This is a genomic window from Pseudomonas shirazica (genome assembly GCF_015168335.1).
GTDB classification, from domain to species: domain Bacteria; phylum Pseudomonadota; class Gammaproteobacteria; order Pseudomonadales; family Pseudomonadaceae; genus Aquipseudomonas; species Aquipseudomonas asiatica.
This window is the reverse complement of the sequence record NZ_CP063456.1, coordinates 3,915,274-3,930,869: the sequence shown is the minus strand read 5'-3', so window position 1 is coordinate 3,930,869 and position 15,596 is coordinate 3,915,274. Positions and strand designations below refer to the sequence as shown.

Genomic DNA, 15,596 nt, shown 5'->3' with positions numbered 1-15,596 from the left:
ACGGTCGTGCCCATGCTGAAGCGCTTCGCACCCCTCGTGCCACTCGCACTCGTGACCCTGCTTTTTGGCTGCGCGGCCCAAGGCCCAGCTTCTCATTCAGAGCTGCAGTCCCAGGATCACTCCCCGATCGCCGCACAATCGGCCTTCAAGGCCAAAGCCTCCTCCTCGTCGGTATTCGGCGAGCCGGAAGAGCTGGCTACCGAAGATGACCTGGAGACCTTCTCCAGCAGCAAGCCTTACCAGTTGCCAGCTCTGGCTGACAGCATTCTCGAGCGCGGCATGTCGCTGATCGGCACTCGCTATCGCTTCGGCGGTACCTCGGAGAAGTCCGGCTTCGACTGCAGTGGTTTCATCGGCTATCTGTTCCGCGAAGAGGCGGGTGTGACCCTGCCGCGTTCCACGCGTGAAATGATCAACGTCGATGCCCCGAAAGTGGCCCGCAACAAGCTCAAGCCAGGTGACCTGCTGTTCTTCAGCACCAATGGTCGCGGCCGCGTCAGCCATGCTGGCATCTACCTGGGTGACAACCAGTTCATTCACTCCAGCAGCCGCCGCAGCGGTGGTGTGCGCATCGACAGCCTCGGTGACCGCTACTGGAGCAAGACCTTCATCGAAGCCAAGCGTGCCTTGGCCATGGCGCCGACCACCAATATCGCGCGCAACTGATAGCAAAATGATGTACCCTGCCGCGGCGGCGATGCTTTGAAAAAAGCTCGCCGCCGTGCGCATTTATAGAAAGCGTCTAATCTAATTTCTCAACTCTTTTCGGCTGCGGCCCAGCGGACTCAGACAGGATGTTCTGGCCATGGTAAAGATGGCGCGCTTCGCATTTCTCTCCTTGGCAGCCTTGCTGGCTGCCTGCTCCAGCCGTGCGCCTGCGCCGGCCCCTGTGGTACAGCCGCAGGTAACCTATAGCCAGCCCAGTCCGTCGCCGATTGCCGATGACGTGCTGATGCGTGCCATCGGCCTGGTGGGCACGCCTTATCGCTGGGGTGGCAATACGCCGGACTCCGGTTTCGATTGCAGTGGCCTGATCAAGTACGTCTATCGTGATGCTGCCGGCATAAGCCTGCCGCGTTCGACGCGTGAGATGATCGTAATGCGCGCGCCAACCGTGGATGCCAAGTCGCTGGAGTCCGGCGACCTGGTGTTCTTCGCCACCAGTGGCGGCTCGCAGGTCAGCCATGCCGGCATTTATGTGGGGGAAGGGCGCTTCGTGCATGCACCCTCCAGCGGCGGCACGGTGCGCCTGGACTACCTGTCCAACAGCTACTGGGCCAAGGCTTACCTGCAGGCCAAGCGCGTCATTCCGCAAGGGCATCTGGCGCAGAACCCCTGAGGACAGGCGGGGCTTTGCTTACCCGCCAGACCACGTTGCCGACATCATCGGCTACCAGCACGCCGCCACGCCCGTCGGTGATTACGCCGACCGGGCGCCCTTGGGCCTTGCCATGCTCATCCAGAAAACCGGTAAGCAGGTCTACGGGCTTGCCCGAGGGCTTTCCTGATGGGTCGAACGGCACGAAAATCACCTTGTAGCCACTGTGTGGCTTGCGGTTCCACGACCCGTGCTGGCCCACGAATGCCCCTTGTTCGAAGGGCGGTGGTAGCCCGTTCGGTTCGGCGAATGCCAGCCCCAGCGATGCCGTGTGTGGGCCTACGGCGTAGTCGGGCACCAGCGCCTGGGCTACTTTTTCAGGCGCTGGCGGTTGCACGCGCTCGTCCACGTGGTGGCCGTAGTAGCTGTAGGGCCAGCCATAGAAACCGCCGTCCTTCACGGAAGTGATGTAGTCCGGTACCAGATCGCTGCCGATCTCGTCACGCTCGTTGACTGCCGTCCACAACGTACCGCTGTGTGGCTCCCAGGCCAGGCCGTTAGGGTTGCGCAGGCCGGTGGCGAACAGGCGGTGCTGGCCGCTGGCGGGGTCCACTTCCCAGATCGCGGCGCGCCCCTGTTCCTTGTCCATACCGTTTTCGCCTACGTTGCTGTTGGAGCCGACCGTCACGAAAAGCTTCTTGCCATCAGGGCTGGCGATCACGTTCTTGGTCCAATGGTGGTTGAGCGGCCCGCCTGGCAACTCGACCACTGGCTGGCCTTCATTGCGAATTTGCATGGCACCGGGCTCGTAGTGAAAGCGCAGCAGCCTGTCGGTGTTGGCGACGTAGAGGTCCTTGCCGACCAGGGCCATGCCGAACGGTGAGTTGAGCTCTTCGATGAAGGTCGTGCGGATTTCAGCCACGCCGTCGTGGTCGGCATCACGTAGCAGGGTAATGCGGTTTGCGCTGGGTACGCCTGCGCCTGCCCGCTTCATCACCTTCTTCATGACCCAGCCGCGCAGGCCCTTGCCATCTTCGGGCTTGGGCGGGGCATTGGTTTCGGCCACCAGGACGTCGCCGTTGGGCAGCAGGTATAGCCAGCGAGGGTGGTCGAGCCCGCTGGCGAACGCTTTCACCTGAGTGCCTGGTGCTGCCTCGGGCTTGGCGTCCTTGGGCCAACCCACTGCCGGGGCGATATTCACGGTGGGGAGGGTGGTCTTGACCGGAGCAGGCAGCTGGGGGGTTGGGCCACTGCCGTCGAGTACATTCAGCAGGGCGGTTTCGCCGCAGGCAGTCAGGCTGGCGGCCAATAACCAAGGCGTCAGGTGTTTCATGGGGCGGCGTCCTCCTAACAGGGCCTATGAATTGAGAGGTCGGTGACATTCGCCAGGTTCCCGGAACCATCCAACTGCCGTTGCCGTTGCCGTTGCCGTTGCCGTTGCCGTTGCCGTTGCCGTTGCCGTTGCCGTTGCTTTTGCTTTTGCTTTTAAGCGCGCAATAGTTCAGGCGCCGCCGATTGCGACTTCAGGAGGCCGAGCGGAGGGACTGCGGAGGGAGGTGACGGGCATGGATGCCCGTCAAGCGCTGAGGCCCCATGGATGGGGCCTGCAGCGCGTACTCCCGGGAGCAGGCCCGTAGCGAGGGGACCCCGGAGCGGAGCGTAGGGGCCGGATGATGGGAGCCAGCGTTTTTTGGTTACTTTTTGTCGCGTTTGACAAAAAGTGACCCGCCGTAAGGGCGGAAAGGTGATTAAGCGCCACCTTCGAAAATGAATGTTGACCTTGTTGTTGATGCCCACGCTTGAAAGCGAAGAGCGAAGAGCGAAGAGCGAAGAGCGAAGAGCGAAGAGCGGAAAAGTACCGGTCTTGATCTCGCGGATAGTCCATTTACGATGGCGACGCTGACTCACCTTTTCGCCCTTACGGCGAGTCACTTTTTGTCAAACGCGACAAAAAGTAACCAAAAAACGCTGCGCTCCCATCATCCGGCCCCTCCGCTACGCTACGGGGTTCCCTCGCGCCGGTCTTGCTCCCGGGAGTACGCGCTGCAGGCCCCATCCATGGGGCCTCAGCGCTTGACGGGCATCCATGCCCGTCACCTCCCTCCGCAAGCCCTCTGCTCGGCCTCCTGAAGTCGCGAAGATCAAGATCAAGATCAAGATCAAGATCAAGAGCAAGAGCAAGAGCAAGAGCAAGAGCAAGAGCAAGAGCAAAAATCGTCAGAAACCGCAGTCGTGTAATACCAGTAATCGGAACTGGCTCCTCATGAAGGCTGGGCGTGGGGCACCTGCGGTGGCTCGCTTCACTACGACAGGAGACTTAAATAGGGCTCTGTGGGAGCGGGCGCGCCCGCGAACACCGGCGCAGCCGGTGCCAGCCACCGCGTTGGATTCTTCGCGGGCACGCCCGCTCCCACAGAAGCGACGTCGCGCTTGCGAAACGAGTTCCGGCCCCGGCCCGAGCCGAAGTTGCTTCAAGCCTGCTTGAGCAGCAACGCCACCCCCGGGAAATACTGCCCCAGCTCGTTGTGCAACTTGCGGTAGGCATACGGGAAGTACCAGGCGATGGCACAGGCGGTATGTTTCTGCAGATCGTCGACCAGGTCCTGCAGTTCCTCGGGGCTGGCATGCTGGCCAGCCTTCCACGGGCTGATGAACAGCGCACCAGCTTTCAACTGGCTGGGGTAGGCCACCTGGCGCGCCAGGGCAGTGGTCTGCTGCAGGGCGTCGGCCATGTCCAGCCGAGCGATTCTTGGCCAGCGCTGACTGACACTGAGGTACAGCGCTTCATCGGCACTGCTGATCGACAGGTCGCAGCGCCCTTCGTGTTCACCTTCGTCGCGTTGCTTCTTGCCGGCAAACTGCTGCAGCGCCGCCAGTTCGGCTTGCCAGGCCGCTGCGGCAAGCAGCCCCGTATTGGCGGCGGCGCCATGCCAGTAAGGTGCTTCGGCATCGCCAGCAAACTGGTTGAACCGGTCAATACAGTCGCCCCAGCGCTCCAGCACCGGAGCAAGAAACTCCAGGCGCGGGTTGTTGATGATCTGGCCTCGCATGCTGCGCTCTCCTGTTGTAGTTGTGATCGCGTTCAGCTGAAAGTGATGGCTATGTGATATCACTGTATTCAGTGTGGCACAACAAGGTGAATTGGCCATTACCCGGGCGGTGCCTGTTCGGCTGCAAAGCGGCCCGCTTCGATTGACGCTCCCGGTCCAACCCTCTAACCTTCGCGCGTGTTTCAGGTGCCCTGCCAGCCCCGACTGGGCAGGGTGAAACTGGGAAGCCGGTGGGTGCCAGCATGGCGCGATTCCGGCGCTGCCCCCGCAACGGTAGGTGAGTCGCGGCCGCGCAGGGCCACTGGGTGCAAGCACCCGGGAAGGCGCGCAGGCCTGGGCCAAGGCCCGCTCACAAGCCCGGAGACCGGCCTGATACTGCCAACGGCATCACGGAGGGTGATGCGCGGTGCACCGTGGCGTACGGCCACGGCCCCTGCGCGTTCTCCGTCTGCCCGCCTTTTACCTGTCGCCGCGCGTTGCCGTGGCGCCAGCCAGCGGAGAACCCTGATGAGCGAATCCACCGAACGCGACGAACGCCACCTGGCGCGCATGCAGCGCAAGAAGGCGATCATCGACGAACGCATCGCCAATTCCCCCAACGAATGCGGCCTGCTGCTGGTGCTTACCGGCAACGGCAAGGGCAAGAGCAGCTCGGCCTTCGGTATGCTCGCGCGCGCCCTGGGCCATGGCATGCAGTGCGGTGTGGTGCAGTTCATCAAGGGCCGCAACAGCACCGGCGAAGAGCTGTTCTTCCGCCGCTTCCCCGAGCAGGTGCGCTACCACGTGATGGGCGAGGGCTTTACCTGGGAAACCCAGGATCGCCAGCGCGACATCGCCGCCGCCGAAGCCGCCTGGGCCGTGTCGCGCCAGTTGCTGCAAGACCCGAGCGTGCAGTTCGTGGTGCTCGATGAACTGAACATCGCCCTCAAGCACGGCTACCTCGACCTTGACCAGGTGCTGTCCGACATCCAGGCTCGCCCACCGATGCAGCATGTGATCGTCACTGGCCGTGCCGCGAAACCCGAGATGATCGAGCTGGCCGACACCGTGACCGAAATGGGCATGCTCAAGCACGCGTTCCAGGCCGGTATCCGTGCACAGAAGGGCGTGGAACTGTGAGCCAGTCGCGCCATTGCCCTGCGGTACTGATCGCGGCACCGGCCTCTGGTCAGGGCAAGACCACCGTCACCGCCGCCCTGGCCCGCCTGCACCGCAACCTTGGGCGCAAGGTGCGGGTGTTCAAGTGCGGCCCCGACTTTCTCGACCCGATGATCCTTGAGCGGGCCAGCGGCGCGCCGGTGTACCAGCTCGACCTGTGGATGATCGGCGCCGAGGAAAGCCGCCGCCTTCTGTGGGAGGCAGCCGGGGAGGCCGACCTGATCCTGATCGAAGGGGTGATGGGGCTGTTCGACGGCACGCCGTCCAGCGCCGACCTGGCGCGTCACTTCGGCGTGCCGGTACTGGCAGTGATCGACGGCACGGCCATGGCCCAGACCTTTGGCGCCTTGGCCCTGGGCCTGGCACGCTACCAGGCGGACCTGCCGTTTGCCGGTGTGTTGGCCAACCGGGTGGGCAGCCTGCGCCACGCGCAACTGCTGGAAGGTAGCCTGACCGAAGGCCTGCGCTGGTATGGCGGCTTGTCCCGCGAGCGCGGTATAGAGCTGCCCAGCCGCCACCTGGGGCTGGTCCAGGCCAGCGAGCTGAACGACCTGGACGCTCGTCTGGATGCCGCTGCCGAAGCGCTTGGCGCCAGTTGCGATGCCGCCTTGCCGCCGCCAGTGACCTTTGCCGAACCCGAGCCGCAAGCCAGTGTCGCCTCGTTGACCGGTGTGCGCATTGGCGTGGCGCGGGACGAGGCCTTTGCCTTCACCTATGGCGCCAACCTCGACCTGCTGCGCAACCTGGGCGCGCAGCTGGAGTTTTTCTCGCCGCTGCATGACCGCGAACTACCAGCAGTGGACAGCCTGTATCTGCCGGGCGGTTATCCCGAACTGCACCACCACGCCCTGGCTGCCAACGCGCCAATGAGCGAGGCGATCCGTGCCCATCACGCCCAGGGCAAACCGTTGCTGGCAGAGTGCGGCGGCATGCTGTACCTGCTCGATGCCCTGACCGACGTGGCCGGCGAGCGTGCCGAGCTGCTCGGCCTGCTGCCGGGCGAAGCGACCATGCAGAAGCGCCTGGCTGCCTTGGCCCTGCAGGCGGTGGAACTGCCGGAAGGCACCCTGCGCGGTCACACCTATCACCATTCGTTGACCAGTACCGTACTGGAGCCGATCGCACGTGGCCTGAGCCCCAACGGCGGGCGCGGCAACGAAGCGGTGTACCGTCTGGGTCGGCTGACGGCTTCCTACGTGCACTTCTACTTTCCCTCCAACCCTGATGCGGCGGCGGCGCTGTTGCGACCATGAGCGAATACGCCTACAGCGACGCCGAGCGCGCCGCGATCTATCGGGCCATCGGTGAACGCCGTGACATGCGCCATTTCGCCGGAGGCGAGGTAGCCCCGGAACTGCTGGGGCGCCTGTTGGCCGCCGCGCATCAGGCGCCGAGCGTCGGGCTGATGCAGCCCTGGCGTTTCATCCGCATCACCCGGCGCGATTTGCGTGCGCGCATCCAGGCGTTGGTGGAAGCAGAGCGGGTGCGTACCGCCGAAGCCTTGGGCGAACGCTCCGATGCCTTCATGAAACTGAAGGTGGAAGGCATCAATGACTGCGCCGAGCTGCTGGTGGCCGCCCTGATGGACAACCGCGAGCCGCACATCTTCGGCCGCCGCACCCTGCCGGAAATGGACCTGGCCTCGCTGGCCTGCGCCATCCAGAACCTTTGGCTGGCAGCCCGTGGCGAAGGCCTTGGCATGGGTTGGGTGTCGCTGTTCGACCCGCAGGCGCTGGCGGCGCTGCTGGGTATGCCGAGTGGGGCCAAGCCGGTCGCGGTGCTGTGCCTGGGGCCGGTGACCGAGTTCTATCCGGCACCAATGCTGGTGCTGGAAAACTGGGCCGAGGAACGGCCCTTGAGTGAAATGCTCTTTGAGAACCAATGGGGAGAGCGCCAATGAGCGTGGCCTTGCTGACCGTGGCCGGGGTGGCCCTGGATGCCTTGCTAGGCGAGCCGCAGCGGCGCCACCCGCTGGTGGCCTTTGGCAACATGGCCAGTAACCTGGAGCGCCGCCTCAATGCCGGTGGGCGCGGCTGGCGCAGTCACGGGGTGAGCGCATGGTTCCTGGCTGTGGTGCCGCTTACCCTGGTGGCACTGATTCTGTCCTGGCTGCCGTACATCGGCTGGCTGGTCGACGTGCTGGCGCTCTACTGCGCCGTCGGGCTGCGCAGCCTGGGTGAACACGTGTTACCAGTGGCCAGTGCCTTGCGCCAGGGTGACCTGCAAGAAGCGCGGCGCCGTGTGGGCTACCTGGTCAGCCGCGAAACCCGCGAACTTGACGAGCCTGCGGTGGCCCGGGCGGCCACCGAATCGGTGCTGGAAAATGGCAGCGATGCGGTATTCGCCGCGCTGTTCTGGTTCGTGGTCGCCGGCGCGCCTGGCGTGGTGCTGTACCGCCTGAGCAACACCTTGGATGCCATGTGGGGCTACCGCAACGAGCGCTTCGAACGCTTCGGCTGGTGTGCGGCGCGTGTCGATGATGTGCTCAACTATATTCCCGCCAGGCTGGTGGCGTTGACCTACGCGCTGCTGGGCAAGACCCGCCTGGCCCTGGCCTGCTGGCGCAAGCAGGGCCCGCTGTGGGACAGCCCCAATGCCGGGCCGGTGATGGCCGCCGGTGCTGGTGCGTTAGGGGTGGAACTCGGTGGCCCGGCGGTGTACCACGGCGAGCTGCATGAGCGGCCACGCCTGGGTGACGGGCCAATGGCCGACGCCGACGCCATCGAGCGCGGCTGGGGCCTGGTGCAGCGCGGCGTATGGCTATGGCTGCTGGTGATCTGCCTGGGGGCCTATATCAATGCTTGAACACGGAGGCCGCCTGCTGCGGGCGGTACGGCAATACGGCATCGCCCGCGAGCAGTGGCTCGACCTGTCCAGCGGCATTGCGCCATGGCCTTTCCCGATTCCACAGATCCCCATGGAGGCCTGGGCCCGCCTGCCGGAGACCGAGGACGGCCTGGAGGACGCCGCGCGTGCGTATTACGGCGCCCGCCTATTGCTGGCGGTGGCCGGTTCCCAGGCCGCGATCCAGGCCTTGCCGCTGTTGCGCGCAGCCGGCCGGGTGGGGGTGTTGACGCCTTGCTATGCCGAGCACCCATACGCCTGGCAACGGGCGGGGCACCAGTTGCTGGAGCTGGACGAAGCGCAGGTAGAGGCGACGCTCGACAGCCTCGACGTACTGGTGCTGGTCAACCCCAACAACCCCACCGGCCGCCGGGTGCCGCGTGAACGCCTGCTGGATTGGCATGCGCGCCTGGCCGCCCGCGGTGGTTGGCTGCTGGTCGATGAAGCGTTCATGGACAACACCCCTGCGCAAAGCGTGGTCGATTGTGCCGAGCGCCCGGGGCTGATTGTGCTGCGCTCGTTCGGCAAGTTCTTCGGCCTGGCCGGCGTGCGCCTGGGGTTCGTTGCCGCCGAACGCAGCCTGCTGCTGCGCCTGGCCGAGTTGCTTGGGCCGTGGACCGTCAATGGCCCGACCCGGGTGCTGGCCCAGGCCAGCCTGGCCGACCACGCCGCCCAGCGTGTGCAGGTCGAACGCTGCGCTGCCGCCAGCCAGCGGCTGGCTATGCTGTTGCGCAGCGCCGGCCTGGCGCCCAGCGGCGGTTGCGACCTGTTCCAGTACGTGCGCAGCGAGCACGCTGCGCAACTGCATGACTTTCTTGCCCGCCGCGGCATCCTGGTGCGGCTGTTCGAGCAGCCGTCGGCGGTACGCCTTGGGCTGCCTGCCCATGCGGCGGACGAACAGCGCCTGGCCCAGGCCCTGGCGGCCTATCAGAAGGAAACGGCATGACCACCCTCATGGTGCAAGGCACCACCTCCGACGCCGGCAAGAGCACGCTGGTGACCGCACTGTGCCGCTGGCTGTTGCGCCAGGGCGTCGGCGTGGTGCCGTTCAAGCCGCAGAACATGGCGCTGAACAGCGCGGTGACCGCCGATGGCGGTGAAATCGGCCGGGCCCAGGCGGTGCAGGCCCAGGCCTGCCGGCTGCAACCACACACCGACATGAACCCGGTGCTGCTCAAGCCCAACAGCGACACCGGCGCCCAGGTGATCATCCATGGCCGTGCCGTCACCAGCATGAACGCGGTGGCCTACCACGACTACAAGGCCATCGCCATGCAGGCGGTGCTGGCTTCGCACCTGCGTCTGAGTGCTGCCTGGCCGGTGGTCATGGTCGAAGGCGCGGGCTCGCCGGCGGAGATCAACCTGCGTGCCGGTGACATCGCCAACATGGGCTTTGCCGAAGCGGTGGACTGCCCGGTGATTCTGGTTGCCGACATCAATCGTGGTGGTGTGTTCGCCCATCTGGTCGGCACGCTGGAACTGCTGTCGCCCAGTGAGCAGGCGCGGGTAAAGGGCTTTGTCATCAACCGCTTCCGCGGCGACATCGCCTTGCTGCAGCCGGGGCTGGATTGGCTGGAGCAGCGCACCGGCAAGCCGGTGCTGGGCGTGCTGCCGTATGTCACCGATCTGCATCTGGAAGCCGAAGACGGCATCGACGCACGCCAGGGGGCAAAGGCCGAGCGCGTGCTCAAGGTGATCGTCCCGGCACTGCCGCGTATCAGTAACCACACCGACTTTGACCCGCTGCGCCTGCACCCCCAGGTGGACCTGCAGTTCATCGGCGCGGGCCAGCCGATCCCGGCCGCCGACCTGATCATCCTGCCGGGTTCCAAGAGTGTGCGCGGCGACCTGGCGCAACTGCGTGAGCGCGGTTGGGACAAGGCCATCGACCGGCACCTGCGCTATGGCGGCAAGCTGATCGGGATCTGCGGCGGCCTGCAGATGCTGGGCCGCGAAGTGCATGACCCGCTTGGTCTCGAAGGGGTCGCCGGCTCCAGCCCGGGGCTTGGCCTGCTCGATTACGCCACGGTGCTCGAAGCCGAGAAGCAACTGCGCAACGTTGCCGGCACGCTGAACCTCGAAGCAGTCCCGGTTGCCGGTTATGAAATTCATGCCGGCGTCACCACGGGGCCTGCTCTGGAGCAGCCAGCCGTGCAACTTGCCGATGGCCGTTGCGATGGCGCTGTCAGCGCTGATGGCCAGATACTTGCCACCTACCTGCACGGCCTGTTCGAAGGCAGCCAGTCGTGCGCGGCGCTGCTGCGCTGGGCTGGGCTGGATGATGTGCAGGCCGTCGATTACCAGGCCCTGCGCGAACGCGATATAGAGCGCCTGGCCGACCTGGTGGAAAAGCACCTGGACACCGCGCGCCTGCGCCAGCTCTGTGGGGTAGCCTGACATGCTCAACCTGATCCTCGGCGGCGCCCGCTCGGGCAAGAGCCGCCTGGCCGAACAGCTGGCCAGCGCCAGTGGCCTGCCGGTGACCTACATCGCCACCAGCCAGCCGCTGGATGGTGAAATGAACGAACGCGTGCTGCTGCATCGCCAGCGTCGCCCTGATGACTGGGGGTTGATCGAGGAACCCCTGGCCCTGGCCGCGGTACTGCGCGCCGAAGCGGCCGAAGGGCGCTGCCTGCTGGTGGATTGCCTGACCCTCTGGCTGACCAACCTGCTGATGCTCGAAGACGACCAACGCCTGGCCGAGGAGCGTGATGCGCTGCTGGCCTGCGTGGAACAGTTGCCGGGCACGGTCATCCTGGTCAGTAACGAAACCGGCCTGGGCGTCGTGCCCATGGGCGAGCTGACTCGTCGCTATGTCGACCTGGCCGGCTGGCTGCACCAGGCCGTGGCCGAACGCTGTCAGCGCGTGGTGCTGACTGTGGCCGGCCTGCCCCTAATGCTCAAAGGACCTGCACTATGACCCAAGCCTGGTGGCGTGACGCCTGCCAACCTCTCGACAACGCCGCCATGGACCAGGCCCGCGCTCGTCAGCAACAGCTGACCAAACCTGCCGGTTCGCTAGGCCAACTGGAAGGATTGGCCATTCAGCTGGCCGGTCTGCAGGGGTGTGAACGGCCGACCTTGGATAACGCCGCAATCAGCATTTTTGCCGGTGACCACGGCGTGGTCGAGGAAGGCATCTCGGCCTACCCGCAAGCGGTGACCGGGCAGATGCTGCGCAACTTCGTCGGTGGTGGCGCGGCAATCAGCGTGCTGGCGCGCCAGCTGCAGGCGAGTCTGGAAGTGGTCGACCTGGGCACCATCGACCCCCACCTGGAACTGCCTGGCGTGCGCCACCTGCGCCTTGGCGCCGGTACCGCCAACTTCGCCCGCCAGCCGGCGATGACCGAGGGCCAGCTGCAGGCCGCCCTGCAGGCCGGTCGCGATAGTGCCCTGCGCGCCGCCGAACAGGGCGCGCAGCTGTTCATCGGGGGCGAGATGGGTATTGGCAACACCACGGCTGCCGCTGCCCTGGCCAGCGTGTTGCTCGGTTGCCCGCCTGCTGAATTAAGTGGCCCGGGTACCGGCCTGGACCACGCCGGGGTGCGGCACAAGGCCGAGGTCATCGAGCGTGCGTTGAGCCTGCATGGCCTTAGCGCCAACGATCCATTGCAGGCACTGGGCTGTGTCGGTGGTTTCGAGATCGCGGCCTTGGCCGGTGCCTACATTGGCTGCGCGCAGGCGGGTATCGCGGTACTGGTGGACGGCTTCATCTGCAGTGTCGCCGCGCTGCTGGCGGTGCGTCTCAACCCGCAGTGTCGGGCCTGGCTGGTGTTTGCCCACCAAGGCGCAGAGCCTGGGCACAAAGCCTTGCTCGACGCCTTGCAGGCCGAGCCGTTGCTGGCCCTGGGCCTGCGCCTGGGCGAGGGCAGTGGGGCTGCCCTGGCCGTGCCGCTGTTGCGCCTGGCCTGTGCGTTGCACGGGCAGATGGCGACCTTTGCCGAGGCTGCGGTGGCGGACCGCCCGGCATGATCCTCGACCTGCTGCGCCATGGCGAAACCGAACAGGGCGGCCTGCGTGGCAGCCTTGATGATGCCTTGACCGACAAGGGCTGGGCGCAGATGCGTGAAGCCGTGGCCGAAGCCGGCCCGTGGGAGGTGCTGGTCAGTTCGCCGCTGCAGCGCTGTGCGCGTTTTGCCGAGGAACTGGGCGAGCGGCTGAACCTGCCTGTGCAGCGCGAAGCGGCATTGCAGGAGCTGCATTTTGGCGACTGGGAGGGCCGTAGTGCCGCGCAGATCATGGAAGACCAGGCGGACGCGCTGGGGCGCTTCTGGGCGGACCCTTACGCGTTTACGCCACCTAATGGCGAGCCAGTCGAGGCGTTCGCCGAGCGAGTGCTGGCCGCTGTCGAGCGCCTGGGGCGCCAGCATGCTGGCAAGCGCGTGCTGCTGGTCACCCATGGCGGTGTGATGCGGCTGCTGCTGGCACGTGCCCGTGGTTTGCCAAGGGCGCAGTTGCTGCAGGTCGAAGTCGGCCACGCTGCGCTGATGCGACTGGTGCCGGGTGACGACGGCCAGTGGGTCGAGGGGCGCTGACATGTTGCCGTTGTGGATTGCCTTGCAGTTTCTCAGCAGCCTGCCGGTGAGTCTGCCGGGCATGCCGGCGCCGCGCGAGGTGGGGCGCTCGCTGCTCTGCTACCCGCTGGTCGGGTTGCTGTTCGGCCTGTTGCTGTGGCTGGCCAGCTACCTGCTGCAGGGCACGCCTGCGTCGCTGCACGCGGCCCTGCTGCTCACGTTGTGGGTGTTGCTCAGTGGCGCCTTGCACCTGGATGGCCTGGCGGACAGCGCCGACGCTTGGCTTGGCGGTTTCGGTGACCGCGAACGCACCTTGCTGATCATGAAGGACCCACGTAGCGGGCCGATTGCCGTGGTCACCCTGGTGCTGGTGCTGTTGCTGAAGTTCTGCGCTTTGTGGGTGCTGGTCGAGCAGGGCATTGGCGCACAGTTGCTACTGGCACCGTTGATCGGGCGGGCGGCGATGCTCGGGCTGTTCCTGAGTACGCCATATGTACGGCAGGGCGGTTTGGGGCAGGCGCTGGCCGAGCACCTGCCCCGGCATGCGGCCGGCTGGGTGCTGCTGGGCTGTGTGCTTTTCTGTCTGGTCCTGGGCGGGTGGATCGTGGTGCTGGCGTTGGCGGTGTTTGCCTGGTTGCGGCACCTGATGTGCCGGCGCCTGGGCGGGACTACCGGCGATACCGCTGGTGCAATGCTGGAGTTGCTCGAACTGGCCGTGGTGCTGGGGTTGGCGTTGGGCCTCTGAGCCTTGCTCTGGGCCCTGTAGGAGCGGCCTTGTGTCGCGAATGGGCTGCAAAGTAGCCCCGGCAATTTATGCACTAACGCTGAAGTCATGGGGCTGCTTTGCAGCCCTTTCGCGACACAAGGCCGCTCCTACAAGTGACCGCGCAAGCAGGATGTTTCTGTAGGGCGTTTCTGAGCCTAACGTGTCGGTAAATTCCTGAAAAACTCAGCAAGAACCGGCATCTTTTCACTGGCGTATGCTTGCCCCTCCCGCAAACTGTCGAGGAGTGTCGGCACCATGCGTCATGTCATTCTTGCTGCGTTTTTGTTGGCCATGGGGCCTGCCGCCGTGGCAGCCGATCTCATGGCTTTCTGGAACACCCCCCGCCACGGTGGCAACAGCTTCAACCGGCTGCCACCTGACCAAGCCTACTTCGACGCCTTGAGCGGTTATGGCGCGACCTGGGTGCGGCTGTCCTACGACAAATGGCAGCCGGCGGAACGCGATTTCCTCCTCGGCGATGCCGATGCCTACCAAGGCCTGCCTGCCGCCGACCTGGCAACGCTGCGAGCCACCCTCGACCGCGCCCACCAAGCCGGCCTCAAGGTGGTCATCGCACCGCTCTCGCTACCCGGCATGCGCTGGTCGCAAAACAACCATGGCCAGTTCGACGACCGCCTCTGGCAGGACAAACGCTACTGGTTGCAGGCTGCGGCCTTCTGGCGGGATCTGGCCCATGAGCTGAAAGGTCACCCGGCCATCGCCGCCTACAACCTGGTCAACGAGCCCGCCCCGGAGAAGCACGGTGGCCTGGCCGAGCATGCCGACCCTGGGCAAATGCAGCAGTGGTATGCAGGGCAGCAGGGCAGTGCGCGTGATCTGCCGGCTCTGTATCGGCAGTTGATAGCGGCCATTCGCGAGGAGGACGCGGACACGCCGGTCATGCTCGATGCCGGCTGGTTCGCCGCCGCTGATGCCTTCGGTTACTGGCCGGCTCCCCTGGAAGACCAGCGGGTGCTGTACAGCGTGCACATGTACGAGCCCTATCTGGTGACCAGTGCACCGAACATGACGCGCAAGCAACCCATCGCCTATCCCGGCCCGGCACCGTTTGCGGGGCAGACGCAGCAGTGGGATGGCCAGCGTGTGGCGCAATACCTGCGCCAGCCGCTGGATTGGGCCGCGGCCATGAACGTGCCCCGCTCGCGGCTGGTGGTGGGTGAGTTCGGCTGCATGCGCAGGCTGCCGGGCTGCCGGCAATACCTGGAAGACGTGCTCAGCGTGCTGGATCGCCACCGGTTGCACTGGGCCTTCTACAGCTTCCGTGAAGATAACTGGGACGGCATGGACTACGAATTGGGCTCGACCAGGGTACCGTGGCGCTATTGGCAGGCAATCGAGCAGGGCGCTCCAGACCCGCTGGCGCGCAAGGCCACGGTGGAGTTCGAGCCGATTCGCAAGCGCCTGAACCCAGGCTGAGGTGTCTGACAGTCGTGAAAACTCTTGCAACACACATGATGCGGGTATATACACGTATCCATGTTGACCAGTGAATGCATCTGCACCCATCTGCGTCGCGCCGCCCGTGGGGTGAGCCGGCATTACGACGAGGCCCTTGCCAGCTTTGGGGTCAATGTCGCCCAGTTTTCCCTGTTGCGTCATCTGCAGCGGCTCGATCGTCCCAGTATCACCACCCTGGCGGAGGCCATGGGCCTGGAGCGCAGTACCCTGGGCCGCAACCTACGGGTGCTGGAGGCTGAAGGGCTGGTGGCCTTGGCCGATGGTGACGACCAACGCAACCGCGTGGTGCTGCTGACCGAGGCCGGTACCCAGTTGCTGCACGCGGCCCATCCGGCCTGGGAACAGGCACAGGCAGAGTTGGTGGAGCGGCTGGGGGCAGGGCAGCGGGATGAACTGGTCCGTTTGCTGAACCAGCTGGCTTGAAATTGATACGACTATAAGCGGGTATATACCCGTAAAACCTTGCG

General features: G+C 65.4%; 16 protein-coding genes and 1 riboswitch. Of the genes, 14 read left to right on the top strand and 2 right to left on the bottom strand.

The genetic code is table 11. The features are described from left to right. Window positions 1-12 precede the first annotated feature (12 nt). Both IMX18_RS18145 and IMX18_RS18140 read left to right on the top strand, forming a co-directional pair. Window positions 13-666 carry a C40 family peptidase gene (locus IMX18_RS18145; protein WP_015269239.1) on the top strand — a complete coding sequence of 218 codons (654 nt, stop codon included), beginning with the start codon at window positions 13-15 and terminating at the stop codon, window positions 664-666. Window positions 667-805: 139 nt separating this feature from the next. Next, the gene (locus tag IMX18_RS18140) at window positions 806-1,339 is read left to right on the top strand and encodes a C40 family peptidase (protein WP_217190060.1); all 534 of its coding nucleotides are present in this window, start codon (window positions 806-808) and stop codon (window positions 1,337-1,339) included. On the opposite strand, the gene IMX18_RS18135 is transcribed toward IMX18_RS18140, so the two are convergent. Continuing rightward, entirely contained in the window at window positions 1,305-2,651 is a 1,347-nt protein-coding gene (locus IMX18_RS18135; RefSeq protein WP_217190061.1) for a PQQ-dependent sugar dehydrogenase, read from the bottom strand. The two genes, IMX18_RS18140 and IMX18_RS18135, sit on opposite strands and share 35 nt — an antisense overlap. Before the next feature lie 1,138 nt (window positions 2,652-3,789). After that, window positions 3,790-4,368 (bottom strand): hypothetical protein, encoded by a 579-nt coding sequence (locus tag IMX18_RS18130; protein ID WP_015269242.1) that lies wholly within the window; start codon window positions 4,366-4,368, stop codon window positions 3,790-3,792. Window positions 4,369-4,535: 167 nt separating this feature from the next. Beyond that, window positions 4,536-4,755: riboswitch (cobalamin riboswitch) on the top strand. Window positions 4,756-4,875: 120 nt separating this feature from the next. On the opposite strand from IMX18_RS18130, the gene cobO reads away from it, so the two are divergent. The 12 genes from cobO (at window position 4,876) to IMX18_RS18070 (ending at window position 15,552) form a co-directional block, all read left to right on the top strand. Continuing rightward, window positions 4,876-5,487: a cob(I)yrinic acid a,c-diamide adenosyltransferase gene (cobO, locus tag IMX18_RS18125; protein ID WP_013971375.1), complete on the top strand. Its 612-nt coding sequence runs from the start codon at window positions 4,876-4,878 to the stop codon at window positions 5,485-5,487. Further along, window positions 5,484-6,779, top strand: coding sequence for a cobyrinic acid a,c-diamide synthase CobB (locus IMX18_RS18120; protein WP_015269243.1), 1,296 nt, complete (start codon window positions 5,484-5,486; stop codon window positions 6,777-6,779). The genes cobO and IMX18_RS18120 overlap by 4 nt, the downstream gene beginning before the upstream one ends. After that, window positions 6,776-7,426, top strand: coding sequence for a 5,6-dimethylbenzimidazole synthase (gene bluB / locus IMX18_RS18115; RefSeq protein ID WP_015269244.1), 651 nt, complete (start codon window positions 6,776-6,778; stop codon window positions 7,424-7,426). The genes IMX18_RS18120 and bluB overlap by 4 nt, the downstream gene beginning before the upstream one ends. Then, a complete protein-coding gene (cbiB, locus tag IMX18_RS18110) occupies window positions 7,423-8,331 on the top strand; it encodes an adenosylcobinamide-phosphate synthase CbiB (RefSeq protein ID WP_015269245.1) in 909 nt (302 codons plus the stop codon). Before bluB ends, cbiB begins: the two co-directional genes overlap by 4 nt. Next, on the top strand, window positions 8,324-9,316 hold the full coding sequence (gene cobD, locus IMX18_RS18105) for a threonine-phosphate decarboxylase CobD (RefSeq protein WP_217190062.1): 993 nt from the start codon (window positions 8,324-8,326) through the stop codon (window positions 9,314-9,316). The genes cbiB and cobD overlap by 8 nt, the downstream gene beginning before the upstream one ends. Beyond that, window positions 9,313-10,767, top strand: coding sequence for a cobyric acid synthase (locus IMX18_RS18100; RefSeq protein WP_100414149.1), 1,455 nt, complete (start codon window positions 9,313-9,315; stop codon window positions 10,765-10,767). Before cobD ends, IMX18_RS18100 begins: the two co-directional genes overlap by 4 nt. Window position 10,768: 1 nt before the next feature. After that, window positions 10,769-11,290 carry a bifunctional adenosylcobinamide kinase/adenosylcobinamide-phosphate guanylyltransferase gene (gene cobU / locus IMX18_RS18095; protein WP_100414148.1) on the top strand — a complete coding sequence of 174 codons (522 nt, stop codon included), beginning with the start codon at window positions 10,769-10,771 and terminating at the stop codon, window positions 11,288-11,290. Further along, the gene (cobT, locus tag IMX18_RS18090; RefSeq protein ID WP_015269249.1) at window positions 11,287-12,342 is read left to right on the top strand and encodes a nicotinate-nucleotide--dimethylbenzimidazole phosphoribosyltransferase; all 1,056 of its coding nucleotides are present in this window, start codon (window positions 11,287-11,289) and stop codon (window positions 12,340-12,342) included. Before cobU ends, cobT begins: the two co-directional genes overlap by 4 nt. Next, window positions 12,339-12,905 carry a histidine phosphatase family protein gene (locus IMX18_RS18085; protein WP_015269250.1) on the top strand — a complete coding sequence of 189 codons (567 nt, stop codon included), beginning with the start codon at window positions 12,339-12,341 and terminating at the stop codon, window positions 12,903-12,905. The genes cobT and IMX18_RS18085 overlap by 4 nt, the downstream gene beginning before the upstream one ends. A 1-nt stretch (window position 12,906) precedes the next feature. After that, window positions 12,907-13,629 (top strand): adenosylcobinamide-GDP ribazoletransferase, encoded by a 723-nt coding sequence (locus tag IMX18_RS18080; RefSeq protein ID WP_015269251.1) that lies wholly within the window; start codon window positions 12,907-12,909, stop codon window positions 13,627-13,629. Window positions 13,630-13,971: 342 nt separating this feature from the next. Next, the gene (locus IMX18_RS18075) at window positions 13,972-15,087 is read left to right on the top strand and encodes a glycoside hydrolase family 5 protein (RefSeq protein WP_173896067.1); all 1,116 of its coding nucleotides are present in this window, start codon (window positions 13,972-13,974) and stop codon (window positions 15,085-15,087) included. Window positions 15,088-15,147: 60 nt separating this feature from the next. Continuing rightward, window positions 15,148-15,552, top strand: a complete 405-nt coding sequence (locus tag IMX18_RS18070; RefSeq protein ID WP_013971386.1) for a MarR family winged helix-turn-helix transcriptional regulator — start codon at window positions 15,148-15,150, stop codon at window positions 15,550-15,552. Window positions 15,553-15,596: the final 44 nt, after the last annotated feature.

Coding starts and splice junctions, on each gene's coding strand:
- IMX18_RS18080 (WP_015269251.1), top strand. CDS start 12,907: ATGTTGCCGTTGTGGATTGCCTTGCAGTTTCTCAGCAGCCTGCCGGTG.
- bluB (WP_015269244.1), top strand. CDS start 6,776: ATGAGCGAATACGCCTACAGCGACGCCGAGCGCGCCGCGATCTATCGG.
- IMX18_RS18130 (WP_015269242.1), bottom strand. CDS start 4,368: ATGCGAGGCCAGATCATCAACAACCCGCGCCTGGAGTTTCTTGCTCCG.
- IMX18_RS18075 (WP_173896067.1), top strand. CDS start 13,972: ATGGCTTTCTGGAACACCCCCCGCCACGGTGGCAACAGCTTCAACCGG.
- IMX18_RS18145 (WP_015269239.1), top strand. CDS start 13: ATGCTGAAGCGCTTCGCACCCCTCGTGCCACTCGCACTCGTGACCCTG.
- IMX18_RS18140 (WP_217190060.1), top strand. CDS start 806: ATGGTAAAGATGGCGCGCTTCGCATTTCTCTCCTTGGCAGCCTTGCTG.
- IMX18_RS18100 (WP_100414149.1), top strand. CDS start 9,313: ATGACCACCCTCATGGTGCAAGGCACCACCTCCGACGCCGGCAAGAGC.
- cobU (WP_100414148.1), top strand. CDS start 10,769: ATGCTCAACCTGATCCTCGGCGGCGCCCGCTCGGGCAAGAGCCGCCTG.
- IMX18_RS18070 (WP_013971386.1), top strand. CDS start 15,148: ATGTTGACCAGTGAATGCATCTGCACCCATCTGCGTCGCGCCGCCCGT.
- cobD (WP_217190062.1), top strand. CDS start 8,324: ATGCTTGAACACGGAGGCCGCCTGCTGCGGGCGGTACGGCAATACGGC.
- cobT (WP_015269249.1), top strand. CDS start 11,287: ATGACCCAAGCCTGGTGGCGTGACGCCTGCCAACCTCTCGACAACGCC.
- cobO (WP_013971375.1), top strand. CDS start 4,876: ATGAGCGAATCCACCGAACGCGACGAACGCCACCTGGCGCGCATGCAG.
- cbiB (WP_015269245.1), top strand. CDS start 7,423: ATGAGCGTGGCCTTGCTGACCGTGGCCGGGGTGGCCCTGGATGCCTTG.
- IMX18_RS18085 (WP_015269250.1), top strand. CDS start 12,339: ATGATCCTCGACCTGCTGCGCCATGGCGAAACCGAACAGGGCGGCCTG.
- IMX18_RS18135 (WP_217190061.1), bottom strand. CDS start 2,651: ATGAAACACCTGACGCCTTGGTTATTGGCCGCCAGCCTGACTGCCTGC.